This window comes from Roseateles sp. UC29_93 (assembly GCF_042695725.1).
Classification (GTDB): Bacteria; Pseudomonadota; Gammaproteobacteria; order Burkholderiales; family Burkholderiaceae_C; genus Roseateles; species Roseateles noduli_A.
Genome location: NZ_CP170545.1, coordinates 3,582,621 through 3,598,592 on the forward strand (window position 1 = coordinate 3,582,621; position 15,972 = coordinate 3,598,592).

Genomic DNA, 15,972 nt, shown 5'->3' on the forward strand with positions numbered 1-15,972 from the left:
TCCTGCGGATGAAGTCGCTGCATCTGGGCCAGGTCGAGGACTTCCCCTTCATCGAACCGCCGCCGCGCAAGGCGGTGGCCGACGGCTACCAACTGCTCAACGAGCTGGGCGCCGTCGACGAGCGCAACGAGCTCACGCCGATGGGCCATGAGCTGTCGAAGCTGCCGCTGGATCCGCGCGTTGGCCGGATGATCCTGGAGGCCCGCCAGCGCGACGCGCTGAGCGAGGTGCTGATCATCGCCAGCGCGCTGTCCGGTCAGGACGTGCGTGACCGCCCGATGGAGCAGCAACAGCAGGCCGACGAGAAGCACAAGAAGTTCGACGACGAGAAGTCGGAGTTCATGGGCTACCTGAAGCTGTGGAAGTGGCTTGGAGAGTCCCGCGGAGGGGAAGGGGGAGCACAAGCTCTCCAACCGCAAGCAGGAGCAACTGCTGCGCGACAACTTCGTCAACCCGCGCCGCGTGCGCGAGTGGCGCGACATCTACTCGCAGCTGCACACGGTGATTGCCGAGCACGGCTGGCGCCTGAACGGCGCCCCCGCGACCTACGAGCAGGTCCACCTGTCGATGCTGGCCGGCCTGCTGGGCAACATCGGCGTCAAGGCCGATGACGACGACTGGTACCTGGGCGCGCGCGGCATCAAGTTCTGGCGCCATCCGGGCGCGCACCTGAGCAAGAAGCCGGGGCGCTGGATCGTCGCGGCGGAGCTGGTGGACACGACGCGGCTGTTCGGCCGCGGCATCGCGGCGATCGAGCCGCAGTGGCTGCCCGGCATCGCCGGCCACCTGATCAAGACCCCAGCTGCTGGAACCGCACTGGGAGAGAGAAGGCCGCCGAGGTCGTCGCGCTGGAACGCGCGACGCTCTACGGCATCGTGCTCTACAACAACAAGCGGGTGAACTTCGGCCGCGTCGACGCCGTCGCCGCGCGCGAGATCTTCATCCGCGAGGCGCTGGTCAACGGCGACTGGGGAGACGCGGCTGCCCTTCCTGGCCCACAACCAGAAGCAGATCGCCAAGGTCGAGGAGCTGGAACACAAGTCGCGCCGCCAGGACGTGCTGGTCGACGACGAGCTGATCTACGCCTTCTACGACCAGCAGCTGCCGGCGGACGTGTACTCCGGCGTGACGCTGGAGAAGTGGTTCCGCGAGGCCAGCAAGGCCAACCCGCGCCTGCTGCAGCTCAGCCGCGACGAGCTGATGCGGCACGAGGCCGCCGGCGTGACGAGCAACGCCTTCCCGAAGACGATCCGCCTGGGCGGCGTCGACTGCAGCGCGACCTACCTGCACCAGCCCGGCGACGCGCGCGACGGCCTGACCGTCACCGTGCCGATCTACGCGCTCAACCAGGTCAGCGACGAGCGCGTCGACTGGCTGGTGCCCGGCATGCTCGAGGCCAAGGTGACGGCGCTGCTCAAGAGCCTGCACCAGAAGCCGCGCAACCGGCTGACGCCGCTGCCCGAGTTCGTCGCCGAGTTCGTCGAGCTGAATGCGTTCGCACAGGGCGGCCTGGTCGACGTGCTGCTCAAGGCGGTGAAAGAGCGCTCGCAGGTCGCCGTGCAGCGCAACGACTTCAAGCTGGAGCAGTTGCCCGCGCATCTGTTCATGAACATCCGCGTCGTCGACGAGCACGGGCGGCAACTCGGCCAGGGCCGCAACCTGGCGACGCTGAAAGCAGAGCTCGGCACCCAAGCGCGCTCCGCCTTCCAGGCCCTCGCCGCGCTCAAGCTCCACGGTCCGGGAGACTCCTCCAAGCAGCAAGGCTCGGAAGATTCCCTGGAGCGCCGAGGCGCTGACGACTCCCTCTCCCGCTCGCGGGAGAGGGCAGGGGTGAGGGCTGCGGTCGACGGGGGACGGCCGACGTCAAGCGACGGCCAGCCCTCCCGCGGCATCAAGGCGACGGTGATCCCGCCGACCAAACCCGCGACCGACGCCGCCAAGACCTACACGTCCTGGACCTTCGGCGAACTCCCCGAGCTCATGGAGATCAAGCGCGGCCCGCAGACGCTGATCGGTTTCCCGGCGCTGATCGACAAGGGTCAGCACGTCGAGATCGAAGTCTTCGACGAGCCCGAGATCGCCGCCGCGAAGCACCGTGCCGGCCTGCGCCGCCTGGTCGCGCTGCAGCTGAAGGAACCGCTGAAGTACCTCGAGAAGAACATCCCCGACCTGACCCAGATGTCGGTCGCCTACATGAGCCTGGGCACGGCCGAGGAGCTGCGCGACCAGATCATCGCGGTCGCGCTGGAGCGCGCCTTCCTGTCCGACCCGTTGCCGGTCGACGAGTTCACTTTCAAGGCCCGCCTCGAGGAAGGCCGTGCCCGCCTCAACCTGATCGCGCAGGAGGTGGCCCGCCTCGCCTTCAACGTGCTGATCGAGTACCAGGCCGCGCTGCGCAAGCTCAAGGACGCACGCACGGCGCCCAAGGACGTGGTCGAGGACCTGCAGGCGCAGCTGCAGCGGCTGATGCCCAAGCGCTTCGTGCTGCAGACGCCGTGGAGCCAGCTGCAGCACTTCCCGCGCTACCTGAAGGCGATCACGCTGCGGCTGGACAAGCTGCGTGCCGACGCGCCGCGCGACGCGAAGCTGCTCTCGGAGCTCCGTCCGCTGGAGCAGCGCTGGTCGCGCCGCCTGGCGGAACTCAAGGGCACGACCGACGCGCGGGTGGAGGATTTCCGCTGGCAGCTCGAGGAATTGCGGGTCAGCCTGTTCGCGCAGGAACTGAGGACACCGCAGCCCGTCAGCGTCAAGCGCCTGGAAAAGGTGTGGGCGCAGTTACAGAACTGAGCGGAGAATCCCCCCAGTTCTTCAGGCGGGGATCTCGGGTTTTCGGTCCAATTCAAGCTACAAAAGGTCCGTGGCCCTGCACCGTCGGGTGCCGCACATCGCTCGTGTCTGACAACACCACAACATCCTCCGCCGCCCCGATGCGGCGCTTCGGCCGCTTCGAGCTCCGCGGGCTGCTGCACAAGAGCCTGCGCTCGATGCTGTGGGTGGTCTTCGACCCGCAGAGCGGCCAGGAGCTGTTCCTGATGATGCCGCGCGAGAAGCCCAACAGCGAGGCGGCGATGCTGCACTGGCTGAAGACGGTCGACGGCGCGTCGCGCATCCATCATCCGAACCTGGCGCATGTCGTCGAGACCGGCCGCGTCGATCCGTGGCCCTACGTCGCCTACGACCGGGCGCTGGGTGAGACGCTGGAGGAGCGCATCGCCCGCGGCGCGCCGCCGCTGCCGCTGGACGCCGCCGGCTGGGCCGCGCAGGCGCTCGAGGGCCTGGCCTTCGCGCACGAGGCCGGCCATGCGCACCGCGACATCCAGCTGGCCCACATCGTCGTCGACGGCGCGAACCACGTCCGCGTGCTGGGGCTCGAGGTCGCGCAGGAGGTCGTGCCGCCGAATGCCGACTTCAACACCACCACGCGCCGCGCCGCGCGCGAGGCCGCCGAGGAAGACGTCGTCTGCGTCGGCCTGGTGCTGCATCGTCTGCTAGCGGCAAGCCGGTGCTGGAGGAGTCCGACCTGCAGGTCGTGCTCCAGCGCATGCAGCCGCAGGGGCATGACCTCGTGCGCCTGGGCTGGGAAACCCCTTATGCGATCCCCGAGCCGCTGCGCGCCATCGTCAACCGCGCCAGCGACCGGCAGACGCGCCAGCGTTACCACCTGGCGCGCAGCTTCTGGCGCGCGCTGGACGGCTGGCGGCTGTCGGCCGAGCAGGACGACGGCGGCCCGATCGCGCTGCTGAAGGACAAGATGCAGCGCTTCGGCCATCTGCCGAGCACCTCGGCCCGGCTGGTGACGACGGTGTCCTCGTCGGCGATGGCGGGCCAGCACGGCAGCCAGCTGGCGTCGATGGCACTGAAGGACATGGCGCTGGCGCTGGAGCTGATCCGGCGCGTCAACAACGCGCTGCGCCAGCAGGGCCCGACCAGCGGCGGCACGGTGCTCAACCTGCAGCGCGCGATCGCCATGCTGGGCCTGAACGGGCTGGAGGACGCGGCGCGGGCGCTCAAGCCCTGGCCCGGTCCGATGAACGAGGGCCAGGCGCAGTTCATGCAGAGCGTGATGCGCCGCGTCCAGCGCGCCGGCCAGGTGGCGCAGGCGCTGCGTCCGGCCGGGTACGACGGCGAGGTGATCTACCTGATCTCGCTGATGCAGAACCTGGGGCGGCTGCTGGTGCAGTACCACTTCCCCGACGATGCGCAGCAGATCCGCCAACTGCAGGTCGCGCCGGAGGCGACCGAGGACAACCCCAACCCGCGCGGCATGAGCGAGCAGTCCGCCGCCTACGCGGTGCTGGGCTGCGACCTGGAGAGTCTCGGCCTGGCCGTCGCCCGGTACTGGGGCCTCGGCGACGAGTTGCAGCACATGATGCGCCGCCAGCCGCAGGAGGCGCCGGTGCGCCATGCCGACGGCGACACGGAGCTGCTGCGGCTGACCTGCAGCCTGGCCAATGAACTGGTGGATGCGCTGGCGCTGCCGGAGCGCAAGCGCCAGGCGGCGATCGAGCTCGCGACGCGGCGTTATGCGCGCGCGCTCGGGCTGGGCCTGCGCGAGATCTACGACGCGCTCGGCACCAGCGGCGCGATCACCGACGCCGGCGAGAGCGGCCTCGGCGCGATGAGCGATCCGGCCGTCGGCGCGGCCGCGACCGCGGCGCCGCGCTCCCGGCTGCGCGAGCGTGCCGAGTCCGGCGCTCCCGCTCCCGCGGGCATGAAGACTGCCAACAACAACGCGAACAGCACCGCCCAGCCAGGATCGCCGACCGGCGCTTCCGAGCCCGGCAAGGACCGACCATGACCGCCATGCCGCCCGCCGTCGGGCGATTCAAGCCGTTGCGCAGCCTGGGGCAGGGCGCCCAGGCGGTGGTCTGGCTCGCCCACGATCCGCGGTTGGATCGCGAGGTCGCGCTGAAGGTGCTGACGCAGGCCGTCGACCGCGCGAGCGTGGACGCCTGGCTGCATGAGGCGCGCGCGGTCAGCCGGCTGACGCATCCCAACATCGTGCCGGTCTTCGAGGCGGACATCGAAGGCGGCCAGGCCTACATGGTCTTCGAGTACGTGCCCGGCGGCACGCTGACCGAGCGGCTGCGCCAGCGCGGCCGGCTGCCGGCGCGCGAGGCCGTCGCGATGATGCTGGGCATCCTCGACGGGCTGCACGCGGCGCACCAGGCGGGCGTCGTGCACCGCGACCTGAAGCCGTCCAACATCCTGATCGACTCGACGGGCCGGCCCAAGGTGATGGACTTCGGCATCGCCGGGCGCATCCAGTCCGGTGCGGTCAATGCGACCGGTGCGGGCGGTACGGCCGGCGCGGCCCCGCGCCCCAACCGCATCGTCGGCACGCCGGGCTACATCTCGCCGGAAGCGGCCCGGGGCGACGCCGCCTCGCCGGTGATGGACGTCTTTGCGGCGGCCGTGATGCTCAGCGAGATGCTGTCCGGCCAGCGGCTCAACTACGACCCCGATCCGTGGCGCGCGGTGCGCCGCGCGATGGAGCAGACGCTGGATCCGCCGGCCGATCTCGGACCCGACAGCGACGACGCGTTGCGCGCCGTGCTGCTGCGCGGCCTGTCGCGCGAGTCGTCGCAGCGCTGGGCCGATGCCAAGGCCTTCCACGACGCGCTGGCCGCGTGGCTGCATCCGGCCAGCGAGGCGCCCGAGGCGGGCGAGGGCGGCAGCGCCACGCTGGAGTTCCTGCTGCGCCGCATGCGGCATCGCAGCGACTTCCCCGCGATGGCCGACTCGGTGACGCGCATCCAGCGGATGACGCAGTCGGAGAACGAGAGCCTCACCTCGCTCTCCAACGAGATCCTCAAGGACGTCGCGCTGACCAACAAGCTGCTGCGCCTGGTCAACACGGTGCAGTTCAGCCACGCGGGCGGCGGGCACATCAGCACGGTGTCGCGCGCGGTGGCGCTGGTGGGCTTCGGCGGCATCCGCAACCTGGCGCTGTCGCTGGTGCTGCTGGAGCGGATGGAGAACAAGGGCCACGCGCAGCGCCTGAAGGAGGAGTTCCTCCGCTCGCTGATGGCGGGCTCGCTGGCGCGCGAGCTGTGCCTGGTGCCGCGCGAGAACGAGGAGTCCTTCCTCGCCACGATGTTCCAGGGCCTGGGCCGGCTGCTGGCCGAGTTCTACCTCCCCGAGGAGGCGCAGCAGGTGCGCCGCGTCGTGCGGCCCGAGCGCGGCATGGGCGAGCAGGCCGCGCCGCCGCTGAGCGAGGCCGCGGCCTCCGCGCAGGTGCTGGGGCTGAGCTACGAGAGCCTCGGCCTGGGCGTGGCCCGGCAGTGGGGTTTCCCGGACACCCTGCAGCGCAGCATGCAGCGGCCCGACGGTGACGCGCCGACGCGGCTGGTGGAGCACTCGACGGACCGGATGCGCTGGCTGGGCCGCGCGAGCAACGATGTCGCGGACGTCATCCTGAACAGCGATCCCGCCGAGGCGCATGCCAAGGTGCGCGCGATGGCGCAGCGCTACGCACGCGCGCTGGGTGTCGAGGCCAAGGCCTTCGAGGCCGCGGCGGACCAGGCGCGGCAGCGGCTGACGCAGCTGGCACAGGCAATGGACATCAAGCTGGCGAAGAACTCGCCGGCGCAGCGCCTGCTGGCGCCGCTGACGCCGTCGGCGGAGGACACCCTCTCGCCGCACCAGCTGCAGGCGACGATGGTGGACGGGCAGGCGCCGGCCGGCGTGATCCCGCCCGAGCAGGCGGCGGCGACGCTGGCCGCGGGCATCCAGGACATCACCAACGCGATGGTGGAGAGCTTCAAGCTCAACGAGATCCTGCGGATGATCCTGGAGACGATGTACCGCGGGCTGGGTTTCCGCCGGGTGATCTTCTGCCTGCGCGATCCGAAGACCGAGACGCTCACCGGCCGCTTCGGCCTGGGCGACGGGGTGGAGGCGGTGGTGCCGCTGTTCCGCGTCCCGTTGCGGGTGATGCCGGGTCTGCCGGCAGACCTGTTCACGGCGATCTGCACAAAGGGCGTGGACACGCTGATCGCCGACGCCTCCCAGCCCAAGATCGCCGAGCGGCTGCCGCCATGGTTCCTCAGCGGGGCCAAGGCGCACAGCTTCCTGATCCTGCCGATGGCGCTGCGCGGCGCGCCGTTCGCGATGATCTACGCGGACAAGACGGAGCCGGGCAGCGTGGTGCTCGACGAGAAGCAGCTGTCGCTGCTGCGCACGCTGCGCAACCAGGCCGTGATGGCCTTCAAGCAGGCGAGCTGAGCCTCAACGACGCGGGCCGTAATGGCCCGGGATCCAGCGGCGACCGCCGCCGCGGTTGTCCCAGTAGCCGTCGATCCAGATGGTGCCGGTGACGACCGGGCCGCCGTCCGAATAACCGGCGCCGTAGCCACCACCGTCGCCGTAGCCGCGGTCGTAGCCGTGATAACGATGGGCGGGAACCACGACGCAGCCGGTCAATGTCGCGACCAGCGGAGCCGCGACCAGCGCAAGGAGCAGGGGACGAAGCGTTCGCATGTGGGACCTCCATGAAGGGGACTGCATGCGTCAGACAACGCGGTCCCGGAGGTCGCCGATGACCGGTCACGCCGGACATTACGCGGCGGACACGGAGTAACGGTCGGTGAGCCCGCCCCCCGAACGGACCCGCAGGCCTGGCAGGCCCGACCTCCCGGTCGAGCCAAAGCCCGATCAATACGGGCCGTTCTTCAGCCAGTGTTCGAGTTGCGGCAGGCGGTCGTTGCCCCAGAAGCGTTCGCCCTCGACGATGAAGAACGGCGAGCCGAACACGCCGCGGGCTTCCGCGAGGTCGATCTCGGCCTTCAGGCGGGCGCGTGCGGCGGTGTCGTTGGCGATGGCCTGGAGCTGGTCGGGCGAGACGTGCTGGGTGGCGCAGAGGTCCTGGAGCACCTCGCCCTGGGCGATGTTGCGGTCGTCGACGAAGTAGGCCTTGTAGACGGCCTGGGCGAACTTGCGGCCCTGCTCGGGGTCGCGGTCGTTGAACCAGTGGAACAGGCGCGCGGCCATCTCGGTGTGCAGGCCCAGCGAGGACGGCGTGTTGTAGGGCACCTTCATGAAGGCGGCGAGCCGCACGACGTCGCGACGGACGTAGTCGCTGCGCATGACGCTGTTGGGAACGCGGATGCGTTCGAGCGACTGGAAGTTGGCGTCCAGCACGATGGCGTGCCAGTTGACGGTGCGGCCGTACCCGGCCGCGAGCTCGTCGATGCTCTGCGCGGCGATGTAGCCGTAAGGCGAGGCGAAGTCGAAATAGAAGTCGATCGGTGCGGACATGCGGGCTCCTGACAAGGCGCGCGGATTGTAGGAGGGTGTCTCGACGCGCCTCGAGACGCATCCGCCGGATGGGTGATGCCGCTACCGCATCCCCCGCCCGCGCGTCAACCACCCCCGGTTGGCGATGTGTCAGCGCTGTTGCCGTCCGATACAGTCATTTACTTCGGTACCCCCTGAGGGCGTTCATTCCGTGAGGGATGTCACACCCAGGGGGCTGACCAGGGCAAAACCGGCGCGAGCCGGCGACGCAAAGCCTCCGGTCTCGGCGCCGACATCCCAAAGATGTCACGACTCGAGATAGCGGGGTTGCCGTACCGGCATCGACCGGTTCGTGACGCATCGCCGCTTGTCCGGCCCGTCCTGGGTCGAAAAACAACGCCAGACCAACGGCAGGCAGGGATGCAAGAGAAGTATGAAACGCGGACGCCCGCGCGGCGGCGTCCGGCCGTCGGCGTGCCGACGGTGGCCACGATCGCGATCGCTGCCGCCTTGTGCGCCGGCATGGAAACCGCCTGGGGTCAGTCCTTGCCCCCGGGCACCGTCGACCCCGATGCGCAGCGCCAGCTCCAGCAGCAGCGCGAGGCGCAGCAGCGCCAGTCGCTCGAACGCGAACCGGACGTCCGCCTGCGCGCCAGCGCGCCGCAGGCGCGCCCCCGTCTGCGCGACGACGAGTCCCCCTGCTTCCAGATCACGCAGATCGAGCTGCGCGGCGTCGACGGCCAACCCCGCATGGCGCGCCAGATCGGCGCGCTCGACGGTCCCCAGGGCGACGACGCGCCGATCGGCCGCTGCCTCGGAGCCGGCAGCATCGCCACGCTGGTGACGCGCCTGCAGGACGCGCTGATCGAGGAAGGCTTCATCACCACGCGCGTCCTCGCGGCGCCGCAGGACCTGTCCACCGGCCGCCTCGTGCTGACCGTCGTGCCGGGCCGCGTCCACGCGATCCGCCTGCGCGAAGGCACCTCGCCGCAGGTGCGGCTCGCCAACGCGCTGCCGGTGAAGCCGGGCGACGTGCTCAACCTGCGCGACATGGAGCAGGCGCTCGAGAACCTGCAGCGCGTCCCCGGCGCGCAGGCCGACATCCAGGTCGAGCCCGCGCTGGGCACCAGCGAGCCCGGCTACAGCGACCTCGCCGTCAGCTACCAGGGCGGCCGTCAGTGGCGCTGGCAGGTCTCGCTCGACGACAGCGGCAGCGAGGCCACCGGTCGCTACCCGCTCGCGCTGACCGCGTCGCTGGACCACGCGCTGACGCTCAACGACCTCTTCTACGCGACGCTGAACCGCGATGCCGACTGGCTCGCGCGCCGCGTCGACCACCGCGAGGGCCCGCACAAGGGCACCGGCGGCCACGTGCTGCACTACTCGCTGCCGTGGGGCCATTCGCTGATCAGCGTCACGGTCAGCCGCAGCGGCTATCGCCAGGTCGTCATCGGCGCCAACCAGACCTACGTCTACCGCGGCGCCAGCAGCAACGGCGAGCTGAAGCTGACCCGCATGCTCTGGCGCGACGGCCAGTACAAGTTCAGCGGCTATGTGAAGCTGTTCGGCCGCGGCTCGCGCAACTACATCGACGATGCCGAGGTCGAGGTCCAGCGCCGCCGCACCGGCGGCTGGGAGGCCGGCATCAATCTGAAGCGCAATGCCGGCGGCATCGGCAGCGAGGCCGAGCTCAGCCTGAAGCGCGGCACCGGCGCCTTCCACGCGCTGTCCGCACCCGAGGAAGCCTTCGGCGAAGGCGATTCGCGCGTGCGCCTGCTGCAGGGCGGCTACAGCCTCAACGGCGCGATGACGCTCGGCGCCCGACAGTTGCAGCTGAGCACCTCGCTGCGCGGCCAGTACGCGTTGAACCGGCTGACGCCGCAGGACCGCTTCTCGATCGGCGGCCGCTACACGGTGCGCGGCTTCGGCAGCGACGCGTCGCTGTCCGCCGACAACGGCCTGCTCTGGCGCAACGAGGCCGAACTGCCGCTGTCCGCGGCGCAGCAGTCGCCGGCCGTGTCGATGTACCTCGGCGTCGACGCGGGCCTGGTCGGCGGCCATGGCGCCGAGCGCCTCGCGGGACGCCACCTGACCGGTGCCGTCATCGGCTCGCGTGTGCGCACGCAGGGATTCTCGCTCGAGGTCTTTGCCGGCGCGCCGCTGTGGCAACCGTCCCGCTTCCCCGCAGCCCGCGTCGTCGCGGGCTTCAACCTGACCTATTCGCGCTGAGCTCCCGTCGAGCCAGGCCCTGAACTCTTTCCGTTGAGATCGCGATGAACCGTCTTCAGTACCGAATCGTCTTCAACAAGCAACGCGGCCAACTGATGGCCGTGGCGGAAACCGCCTTGAGCCACAGCAAGGGCGGCACGAGCGGAGAGAGCGATGCGCCGGCGCGTCGCGCGCTGGGGACGGTGGAGACGGTGCCCGCGGCGTCGCGCGGACCGCCCTCGCTGCTCGCGCTGGCGGCCGCCTTTCGCGATGGGCGCGGTGATCACGCTGGCGCCGGACGCGCTGGCGCAGGTCAAGGCCGACCCCAACGCGCCGAAGCACCAGCAGCCGACGGTGGTCAACAGCGCCAACGGCACGGTGCAGGTCAACATCCAGACGCCGAGCGCCGCCGGCGTCTCGCGCAACACCTACAGCCAGTTCGACGTCGACAAGCGCGGCGTCATCCTGAACAACGCGCGCACCGACGCCAGCACGCAGCTCGGCGGCTACGTGCAGGCCAACCCGTGGCTGGCCACCGGCAGCGCGCGCGTGATCCTCAACGAGGTCAACAGCAGCGCGCCCAGTCAGCTCAAAGGCTACGTCGAGGTGGCCGGCCAGCGCGCCGAGGTCGTCATCGCCAACCCGTCCGGCATCCAGGTCGACGGTGCCGGCTTCATCAACGCCAGCGCGGCCGTGCTGACCACCGGCACGCCGCGCTTCAACGTCGACGGCAGCATCGCCGGCTACGGCGTGCAGGGCGGCCTGATCCGCGTGGACGGGGCGGGCCTGGACGGCTCGTCGACCGACTACACGGCGCTGCTCGCGCGCGCGGTCGAGATCAACGCCGGGATCTGGGCCAAGGACGCCCGCATCCAGACCGGCACGCAGGTCATGACGGTGGACGAGACCGGCGTCGCAGGCGGCGAGTCGCTCGCGCCGACGGGGGAGCGCCCGCGCTATGCGCTGGACAGCACCGCGCTTGGCGGCATCTACGCGCAGCGCATCACGCTGGTGGGCACCGAGGCGGGCCTCGGCGTGCGCCAGGCCGGGCAGGTGGTCGGCGGACAGCTGACGCTGCGCGCGGACGGCTGGCTGGACAACACCGGCACGGTCTACGCGCAGGAGGCCGATGCCAACGGCACGCCCGCGCTGACGGTGCAATCGAACGCCGGCGTGCGCAACGCCGGTTGGCTGGCGTCGCGCGGCTCGGCGGACGTCCGCGCTCCGCAGCTGAACGGCGAAGCCGGCAGCGTGAGCGCGGCGGGCATGACCGCCGACGGCGCGATCGTGGCCGGCGGCGGCCAGCTGTCGCTGACCGCCTCGCAATCGGCGAAGCAGGCCGGCCAGCTGCTGGCCGCGGACCGCCTGGCGGTGCAGGCGCCGGCGCTCGATCTCGGCGGTGCGCAGGTGCAGGCCGGATCGATCGCCCTCGTCGGCGACACCGTCGCGGCGCGCCAGTCGCTGCTGATCGCCGGAAGCGGCATCGACGTCGCAGGCAGCGCCTCCGTCGATCTGACGCGCGCGCAGGTGCAGGCGACCACGGTCGCCGCCACCGCGCCGACGCTGACCGCCGACGGCGCGCAGCTGTCGGCCACCGGCACCCTGAGCCTGAAGGCGGACGGCACGCTGAGCACGCAGGCGGCGAGCCTCGCTGGCGGGAAGCTGTCGATCACGGCGCACGACGCCGATCTGCGCCAAGCGGAATGGTTGCAGGTCGGCACCGACGCGCTCTCGCTGCGCGTCGACGGCACCCTGGCCGCCGACGGCGCGCGCGTGGCGAGCAACGGCGCTTCGCTGTCGATCGCGGCGAACGCCTTCAGCGCGATCGGCGCGAGCCTGGAGCAGTACGGCAGCGGCGCGCTGAGCATCGACGGCCAATCGGTCCAGCTGAATGGCGCCACGCTGTGGTCTAACGGCGCGCTGTCGGCGACGGCGGCGCAGCTGACGCTCGATGGCGCGGACGCGCAAGCGCGTGCGATCGCGCTGAAGGCCGACGGCACGCTGAGCCAGCAACGCGCGACGCTGCGCACGACCGGCACCGCGACGCTGAGCGCGGACCGCGTCGACAACCGCGACGGTCGCGTCGCCGCCGATGGCGGCCTGACGGTCCAGGCCGCTACCGAGCTTCGCAACGACCGCGGCGAACTGCAGGCGGCGTCGGGTGGCATCGCGATCGTCGGGCAGGCCGACATCGCCAACGCCGCCGGCCTGATCGCCGCGCGCGACGGCGTGTCGGTGCAGGGACGTTCGCTGGTGCAGGAGCAGGGGGCCGCGATCGGCGGCCAGGACGTGACGCTGACGCTGCAGGGCGAAGTCCGCCAGGACGCGTCGTCGACCATGTCCTCGACGAAGGGCCTCGGCATCGAGGCGCGCGCCATCAACGCCGATGGGCAAGTGCGCGCGGGCGGTGCGCTGACCTTGTCGGCGCAGGAGAACGTGGCACTGGGCGGCTCCGTCTACGGCGGACAGGTGACGGCGTCCTCGGGCGGCGACCTGAGCGTCGCCGGCCTGCTGGCGGCGCAAGGTGCCTTGAGCGCCACCGCGGCGCAACGACTGCAGACTGGCCCTGGCGCGACCATTGCGGCGGGCCTCGGCGCCGACGGCCGCCTCGGCGGCCAAGGCGCGCTGGCGATGTCGGCGGGTTCCGCGATGACGCTGCGCGGCCAGGTGCTGGCGGTCGATGCACGGCTCGAGGCCGCCGGTCTCGACCTCACCGGGTCGCAGATCCAGGCGATCAACGCGCTGGGCTTGAAGAGCGGCAGCGAACTGGTCACCGCGGGCGCGCAATTGAGCGCGTCGTCCCTGTCGCTCCAGGCGCAGGACTGGCGCCACGCCAGCGGCCAACTGGCACTGAGCGGCAGCGGCGACCTGACCGTTGCGCTGACCGGTCGGCTGGACAACCGCCAGGGCGTGATCCAGGCGAATGCGAAGAGCGTCTCGCTGACGGCGCAGACCATCGACAACACCGCCGGAAAGATTGTCTCCGGCGGCGACGCGCTGGCGCTGCGCGCGCAGTCGCTCGCGAACCAGGGCGGCACGCTGACGACATCGGGTGACCTGACTGTCGAGGCGCGCCAGCTCGACAACCGCGACGGCGAGTTGAGCGGTCGTCGTGTCGAGCTCGCCAGCCAGCAGCTCGACAACACCGGCCGCGGCCTGATCCGCGCGACCGGCGCGGTCTCCGTCGATGCCGACACGCTGACGCACACCGGCACCCTCGCGGCCGGCGACGCGCTGAGCGTGCGCGCGGGTGCGATCGACAGCAGCGGCACCTTCGCCGCGGGCCTGCGGGCCGACAACACGATCGGCGCATCGGGGGACCTGACGCTGAATGCCTCTCGCACGCTGCAGCATTCGGGCACGAGCCTGGCCGGCGGCATCGCACGCCTCGACGGCGGCGAGCTCCAGCTGCAAGGCAGCCAGACCCAGGCGGCGGGTCTCGTCGCCCAGGCGCATGGCGGCGAGCTGCGCCTGGATCGCGCCGTGGTGGTGGCGACCGATGGATTGAGCCTTCGCACGGGCGCGGCGCTGGTCACGGACAACGCGCAGGTGAGCGGCGGCACGGTGACCGTGTCGGCCGCCGACTGGCGCAACGCCGGCGGCGCGATCGCCCAGACCGCCGCGATCGGCGGCCTGACGGCCGCGGTGAACGGCACGCTGGACAACACCGGCGGCCGCATCGCCGGGAACGGCACGACGCTGTCGCTGAGCGCGCAGCGCATCGACAACGTCTCGGGTCAGGTGATTCACGCCGGCGGCGCGAGCGGCGAACTGCGCCTCGACGCGACGACGCTTAACGGCGCCGGCGGCACCATCGCCGGCGCCGGCGGGCTCACGCTCAACGTCGGTGGCCATGCCGACCTGGGCGGCGCCCAGGCGCTCACGCAGGCGGACCGCGTGGCCATCACCGCCGGCAGTCTCAGCACGCGTGAGGCGAAGCTGATCGCGCAGAACGCCGCGCAGCTGAGCGTGACCGGCACACTCGACAACACCGCCGGCCTGGTCCAGAGCGGCGGCCCGTTGACCGTGCAGGCGGCGACGCTGACCAACCGGGACGGCCAGATCGGCGGCGCGGGCATCACGTTGAACGGCGGCACCGTCGACAACGCGGGGCAGGGGCTGATCTCGTCGACGTCGTCGCTGACGGTGGCGGCGGACCGGCTGGCCAACGCGGGTCAGCTGCAGGCCGCGGGCGATCTCTCCGCCGCGGTGCGCGACGTGCTCGACAACACCGGCCTGATCGTGTCGCAGGGCGACGCCCGCGTGAACGCCGAGACCTTCCATCACACCGGTACCTTGGCCGCGCGCGGCAACGTCGTCGTGGCGGGTGGAACGCTCGACAGCACCGGCACCTTCGCCGCCGGCCTCAAGAATGACAACACCGTCGATGATCGCGGCGACCTGACGCTGACGGCGCGCGATGCGACGCACAGCGGGCTGTCGCTCGCGGGCGGCACGTTCTCGCTTGCCGCGGATCGCGCGGCGCTGCAGGGCAGCAGGACGCAGGCGGGGGACGGTTTCGCTCCAGGCCCTGGCCGGTGATCTGGGCCTGGCGCAGGCCACTGTGGCTGCGACGCGGCAACTGAGCCTGTCCGCCTCGGGTGCGCTGGACACGTCTGCCGCCGCACTGAGTGGCGGCAGCGTCTCCATCGCCGCCGCCGATTGGCGCCATGCGGCGGGATCGCTGGCGCAGACCGACACGGCCGGCGCCTTCCGCGCGGACGTCATCGGGACGATCGACAACCAGGGCGGCCGCATCGGCGCCAACGCCCAGTCGGTCAGCTTGAACGCCGGTGTCCTGGACAACCGGGGCGGCGACATCACCCATGCGGGCACGGGAACGCTGTCGGTGACGGCGACGACCTTGTCCGGCACCGCCGGCCGCATCGCCAGCGCGGGCGACGTGACGCTCGACGTGAGCGGCGCGGCAACGCTCGACCGGGCCTGGACGCAAGGCCGCGACATCGCCGTCGCGGCGGGCAGCCTCAGCCACCGCGAGGGGCAACTCGTCAGCGACGGCCAGACCGCGTTGACGGTCGGTGGCGCGCTGGACAACACCGGCGGCCTGCTGCAGTCGACCCAGGCGCTGACGTTGCGCGCTGGTTCGCTGAACAACGACGACGGCCGCATCGACGGGCGCGCGGTGCAACTGCGCGCGGATGGTCTGCTGAACAATGGCGCGGAAGGTGTCGTCACGGCGGCCCAGCTGCTGCGCATCGATGCGGCCCAACTGACCAACGCGGGAACCCTGCAATCGCGCGGCGACGCGACGCTGGTCGTCGGCGACGCCTTCACCAATACCGGCAGCGTCTACGGACAGGGCGCGGTGTCGATCACGACCGGCGGCGCGTTGACGCATGGCGGCATGATCGCGGCGCAAGGCGATCTCACGGTGCACGCGGACCGCATTGCCAGCGTCGGTGTCTTCGCGGCGGGTCTGCGACCCGACAACACGATGGGCGCGTCGGGCGACCTGACGATCTCGGCGGCCGGCACGCTGCAGCACTCCGGCACGGCGCAGGCCGC

9 protein-coding genes, 3 pseudogenes and 1 riboswitch are annotated in these 15,972 nt (G+C 71.2%); of the genes and pseudogenes, 10 read left to right on the forward strand and 2 right to left on the reverse strand.

Going from position 1 to position 15,972, the window contains the following annotated elements; genetic code table 11:
• Positions 1 to 8: 8 nt before the first annotated feature.
• The 6 genes and pseudogenes from ACFJIX_RS16590 (at position 9) to ACFJIX_RS16615 (ending at position 7,227) form a co-directional block, all read left to right on the forward strand.
• On the forward strand, positions 9 to 611 hold the full coding sequence (locus ACFJIX_RS16590) for a hypothetical protein (protein ID WP_377152849.1): 603 nt from the start codon (positions 9 to 11) through the stop codon (positions 609 to 611).
• Positions 568 to 726, forward strand: a pseudogene (locus ACFJIX_RS16595) (hypothetical protein); the annotation flags it as partial. The gene ACFJIX_RS16590 and the pseudogene ACFJIX_RS16595, both read left to right, overlap by 44 nt.
• A 303-nt stretch (positions 727 to 1,029) precedes the next feature.
• Positions 1,030 to 2,787, forward strand: coding sequence for a DUF3418 domain-containing protein (locus ACFJIX_RS16600; protein WP_377161815.1), 1,758 nt, complete (start codon positions 1,030 to 1,032; stop codon positions 2,785 to 2,787).
• Positions 2,788 to 2,891: 104 nt separating this feature from the next.
• Positions 2,892 to 3,743 carry a hypothetical protein gene (locus ACFJIX_RS16605; RefSeq protein WP_377152852.1) on the forward strand — a complete coding sequence of 284 codons (852 nt, stop codon included), beginning with the start codon at positions 2,892 to 2,894 and terminating at the stop codon, positions 3,741 to 3,743.
• A 74-nt stretch (positions 3,744 to 3,817) separates the two neighbouring features.
• Positions 3,818 to 4,798 carry an HDOD domain-containing protein gene (locus ACFJIX_RS16610; RefSeq protein ID WP_377161817.1) on the forward strand — a complete coding sequence of 327 codons (981 nt, stop codon included), beginning with the start codon at positions 3,818 to 3,820 and terminating at the stop codon, positions 4,796 to 4,798.
• The gene (locus ACFJIX_RS16615; RefSeq protein ID WP_377152854.1) at positions 4,795 to 7,227 is read left to right on the forward strand and encodes an HDOD domain-containing protein; all 2,433 of its coding nucleotides are present in this window, start codon (positions 4,795 to 4,797) and stop codon (positions 7,225 to 7,227) included. The genes ACFJIX_RS16610 and ACFJIX_RS16615 overlap by 4 nt, the downstream gene beginning before the upstream one ends.
• A 3-nt stretch (positions 7,228 to 7,230) precedes the next feature.
• Here the strand turns inward: ACFJIX_RS16615 and ACFJIX_RS16620 are convergent, their stop codons facing one another.
• A complete protein-coding gene (locus ACFJIX_RS16620; protein ID WP_297532022.1) occupies positions 7,231 to 7,482 on the reverse strand; it encodes a hypothetical protein in 252 nt (83 codons plus the stop codon).
• A 174-nt stretch (positions 7,483 to 7,656) separates the two neighbouring features.
• Entirely contained in the window at positions 7,657 to 8,259 is a 603-nt protein-coding gene (locus ACFJIX_RS16625) for a 2-hydroxychromene-2-carboxylate isomerase (RefSeq protein ID WP_377152857.1), read from the reverse strand.
• A gap of 212 nt (positions 8,260 to 8,471) precedes the next feature.
• Positions 8,472 to 8,573, forward strand: a riboswitch (cyclic di-GMP riboswitch).
• Between the two features lie 85 nt (positions 8,574 to 8,658).
• Here ACFJIX_RS16625 and ACFJIX_RS16630 point away from each other — a divergent pair.
• The 4 genes and pseudogenes from ACFJIX_RS16630 to ACFJIX_RS16645 all read left to right on the forward strand — a co-directional run.
• Positions 8,659 to 10,467 carry a ShlB/FhaC/HecB family hemolysin secretion/activation protein gene (locus ACFJIX_RS16630; RefSeq protein WP_377152859.1) on the forward strand — a complete coding sequence of 603 codons (1,809 nt, stop codon included), beginning with the start codon at positions 8,659 to 8,661 and terminating at the stop codon, positions 10,465 to 10,467.
• Between the two features lie 44 nt (positions 10,468 to 10,511).
• Positions 10,512 to 10,619: pseudogene (locus tag ACFJIX_RS16635) on the forward strand (ESPR domain-containing protein); the annotation flags it as partial.
• Positions 10,620 to 10,716: 97 nt separating this feature from the next.
• Entirely contained in the window at positions 10,717 to 14,988 is a 4,272-nt protein-coding gene (locus ACFJIX_RS16640) for a filamentous hemagglutinin N-terminal domain-containing protein (RefSeq protein ID WP_377152861.1), read from the forward strand.
• A gap of 22 nt (positions 14,989 to 15,010) precedes the next feature.
• Positions 15,011 to 15,802: pseudogene (locus tag ACFJIX_RS16645) on the forward strand (hypothetical protein); the annotation flags it as partial.
• Between the last annotated feature and the right edge of the window lie 170 nt (positions 15,803 to 15,972).

What these genes read in the sequence shown, in the direction of transcription:
- ACFJIX_RS16590 (WP_377152849.1), top strand. Translation starts at nt 9, where the DNA reads ATGAAGTCGCTGCATCTGGGCCAGGTCGAGGACTTCCCCTTCATCGAA.
- ACFJIX_RS16615 (WP_377152854.1), top strand. Translation starts at nt 4,795, where the DNA reads ATGACCGCCATGCCGCCCGCCGTCGGGCGATTCAAGCCGTTGCGCAGC.
- ACFJIX_RS16625 (WP_377152857.1), bottom strand. Translation starts at nt 8,259, where the DNA reads ATGTCCGCACCGATCGACTTCTATTTCGACTTCGCCTCGCCTTACGGC.
- ACFJIX_RS16610 (WP_377161817.1), top strand. Translation starts at nt 3,818, where the DNA reads ATGGCGGGCCAGCACGGCAGCCAGCTGGCGTCGATGGCACTGAAGGAC.
- ACFJIX_RS16640 (WP_377152861.1), top strand. Translation starts at nt 10,717, where the DNA reads ATGGGCGCGGTGATCACGCTGGCGCCGGACGCGCTGGCGCAGGTCAAG.
- ACFJIX_RS16620 (WP_297532022.1), bottom strand. Translation starts at nt 7,482, where the DNA reads ATGCGAACGCTTCGTCCCCTGCTCCTTGCGCTGGTCGCGGCTCCGCTG.
- ACFJIX_RS16630 (WP_377152859.1), top strand. Translation starts at nt 8,659, where the DNA reads ATGCAAGAGAAGTATGAAACGCGGACGCCCGCGCGGCGGCGTCCGGCC.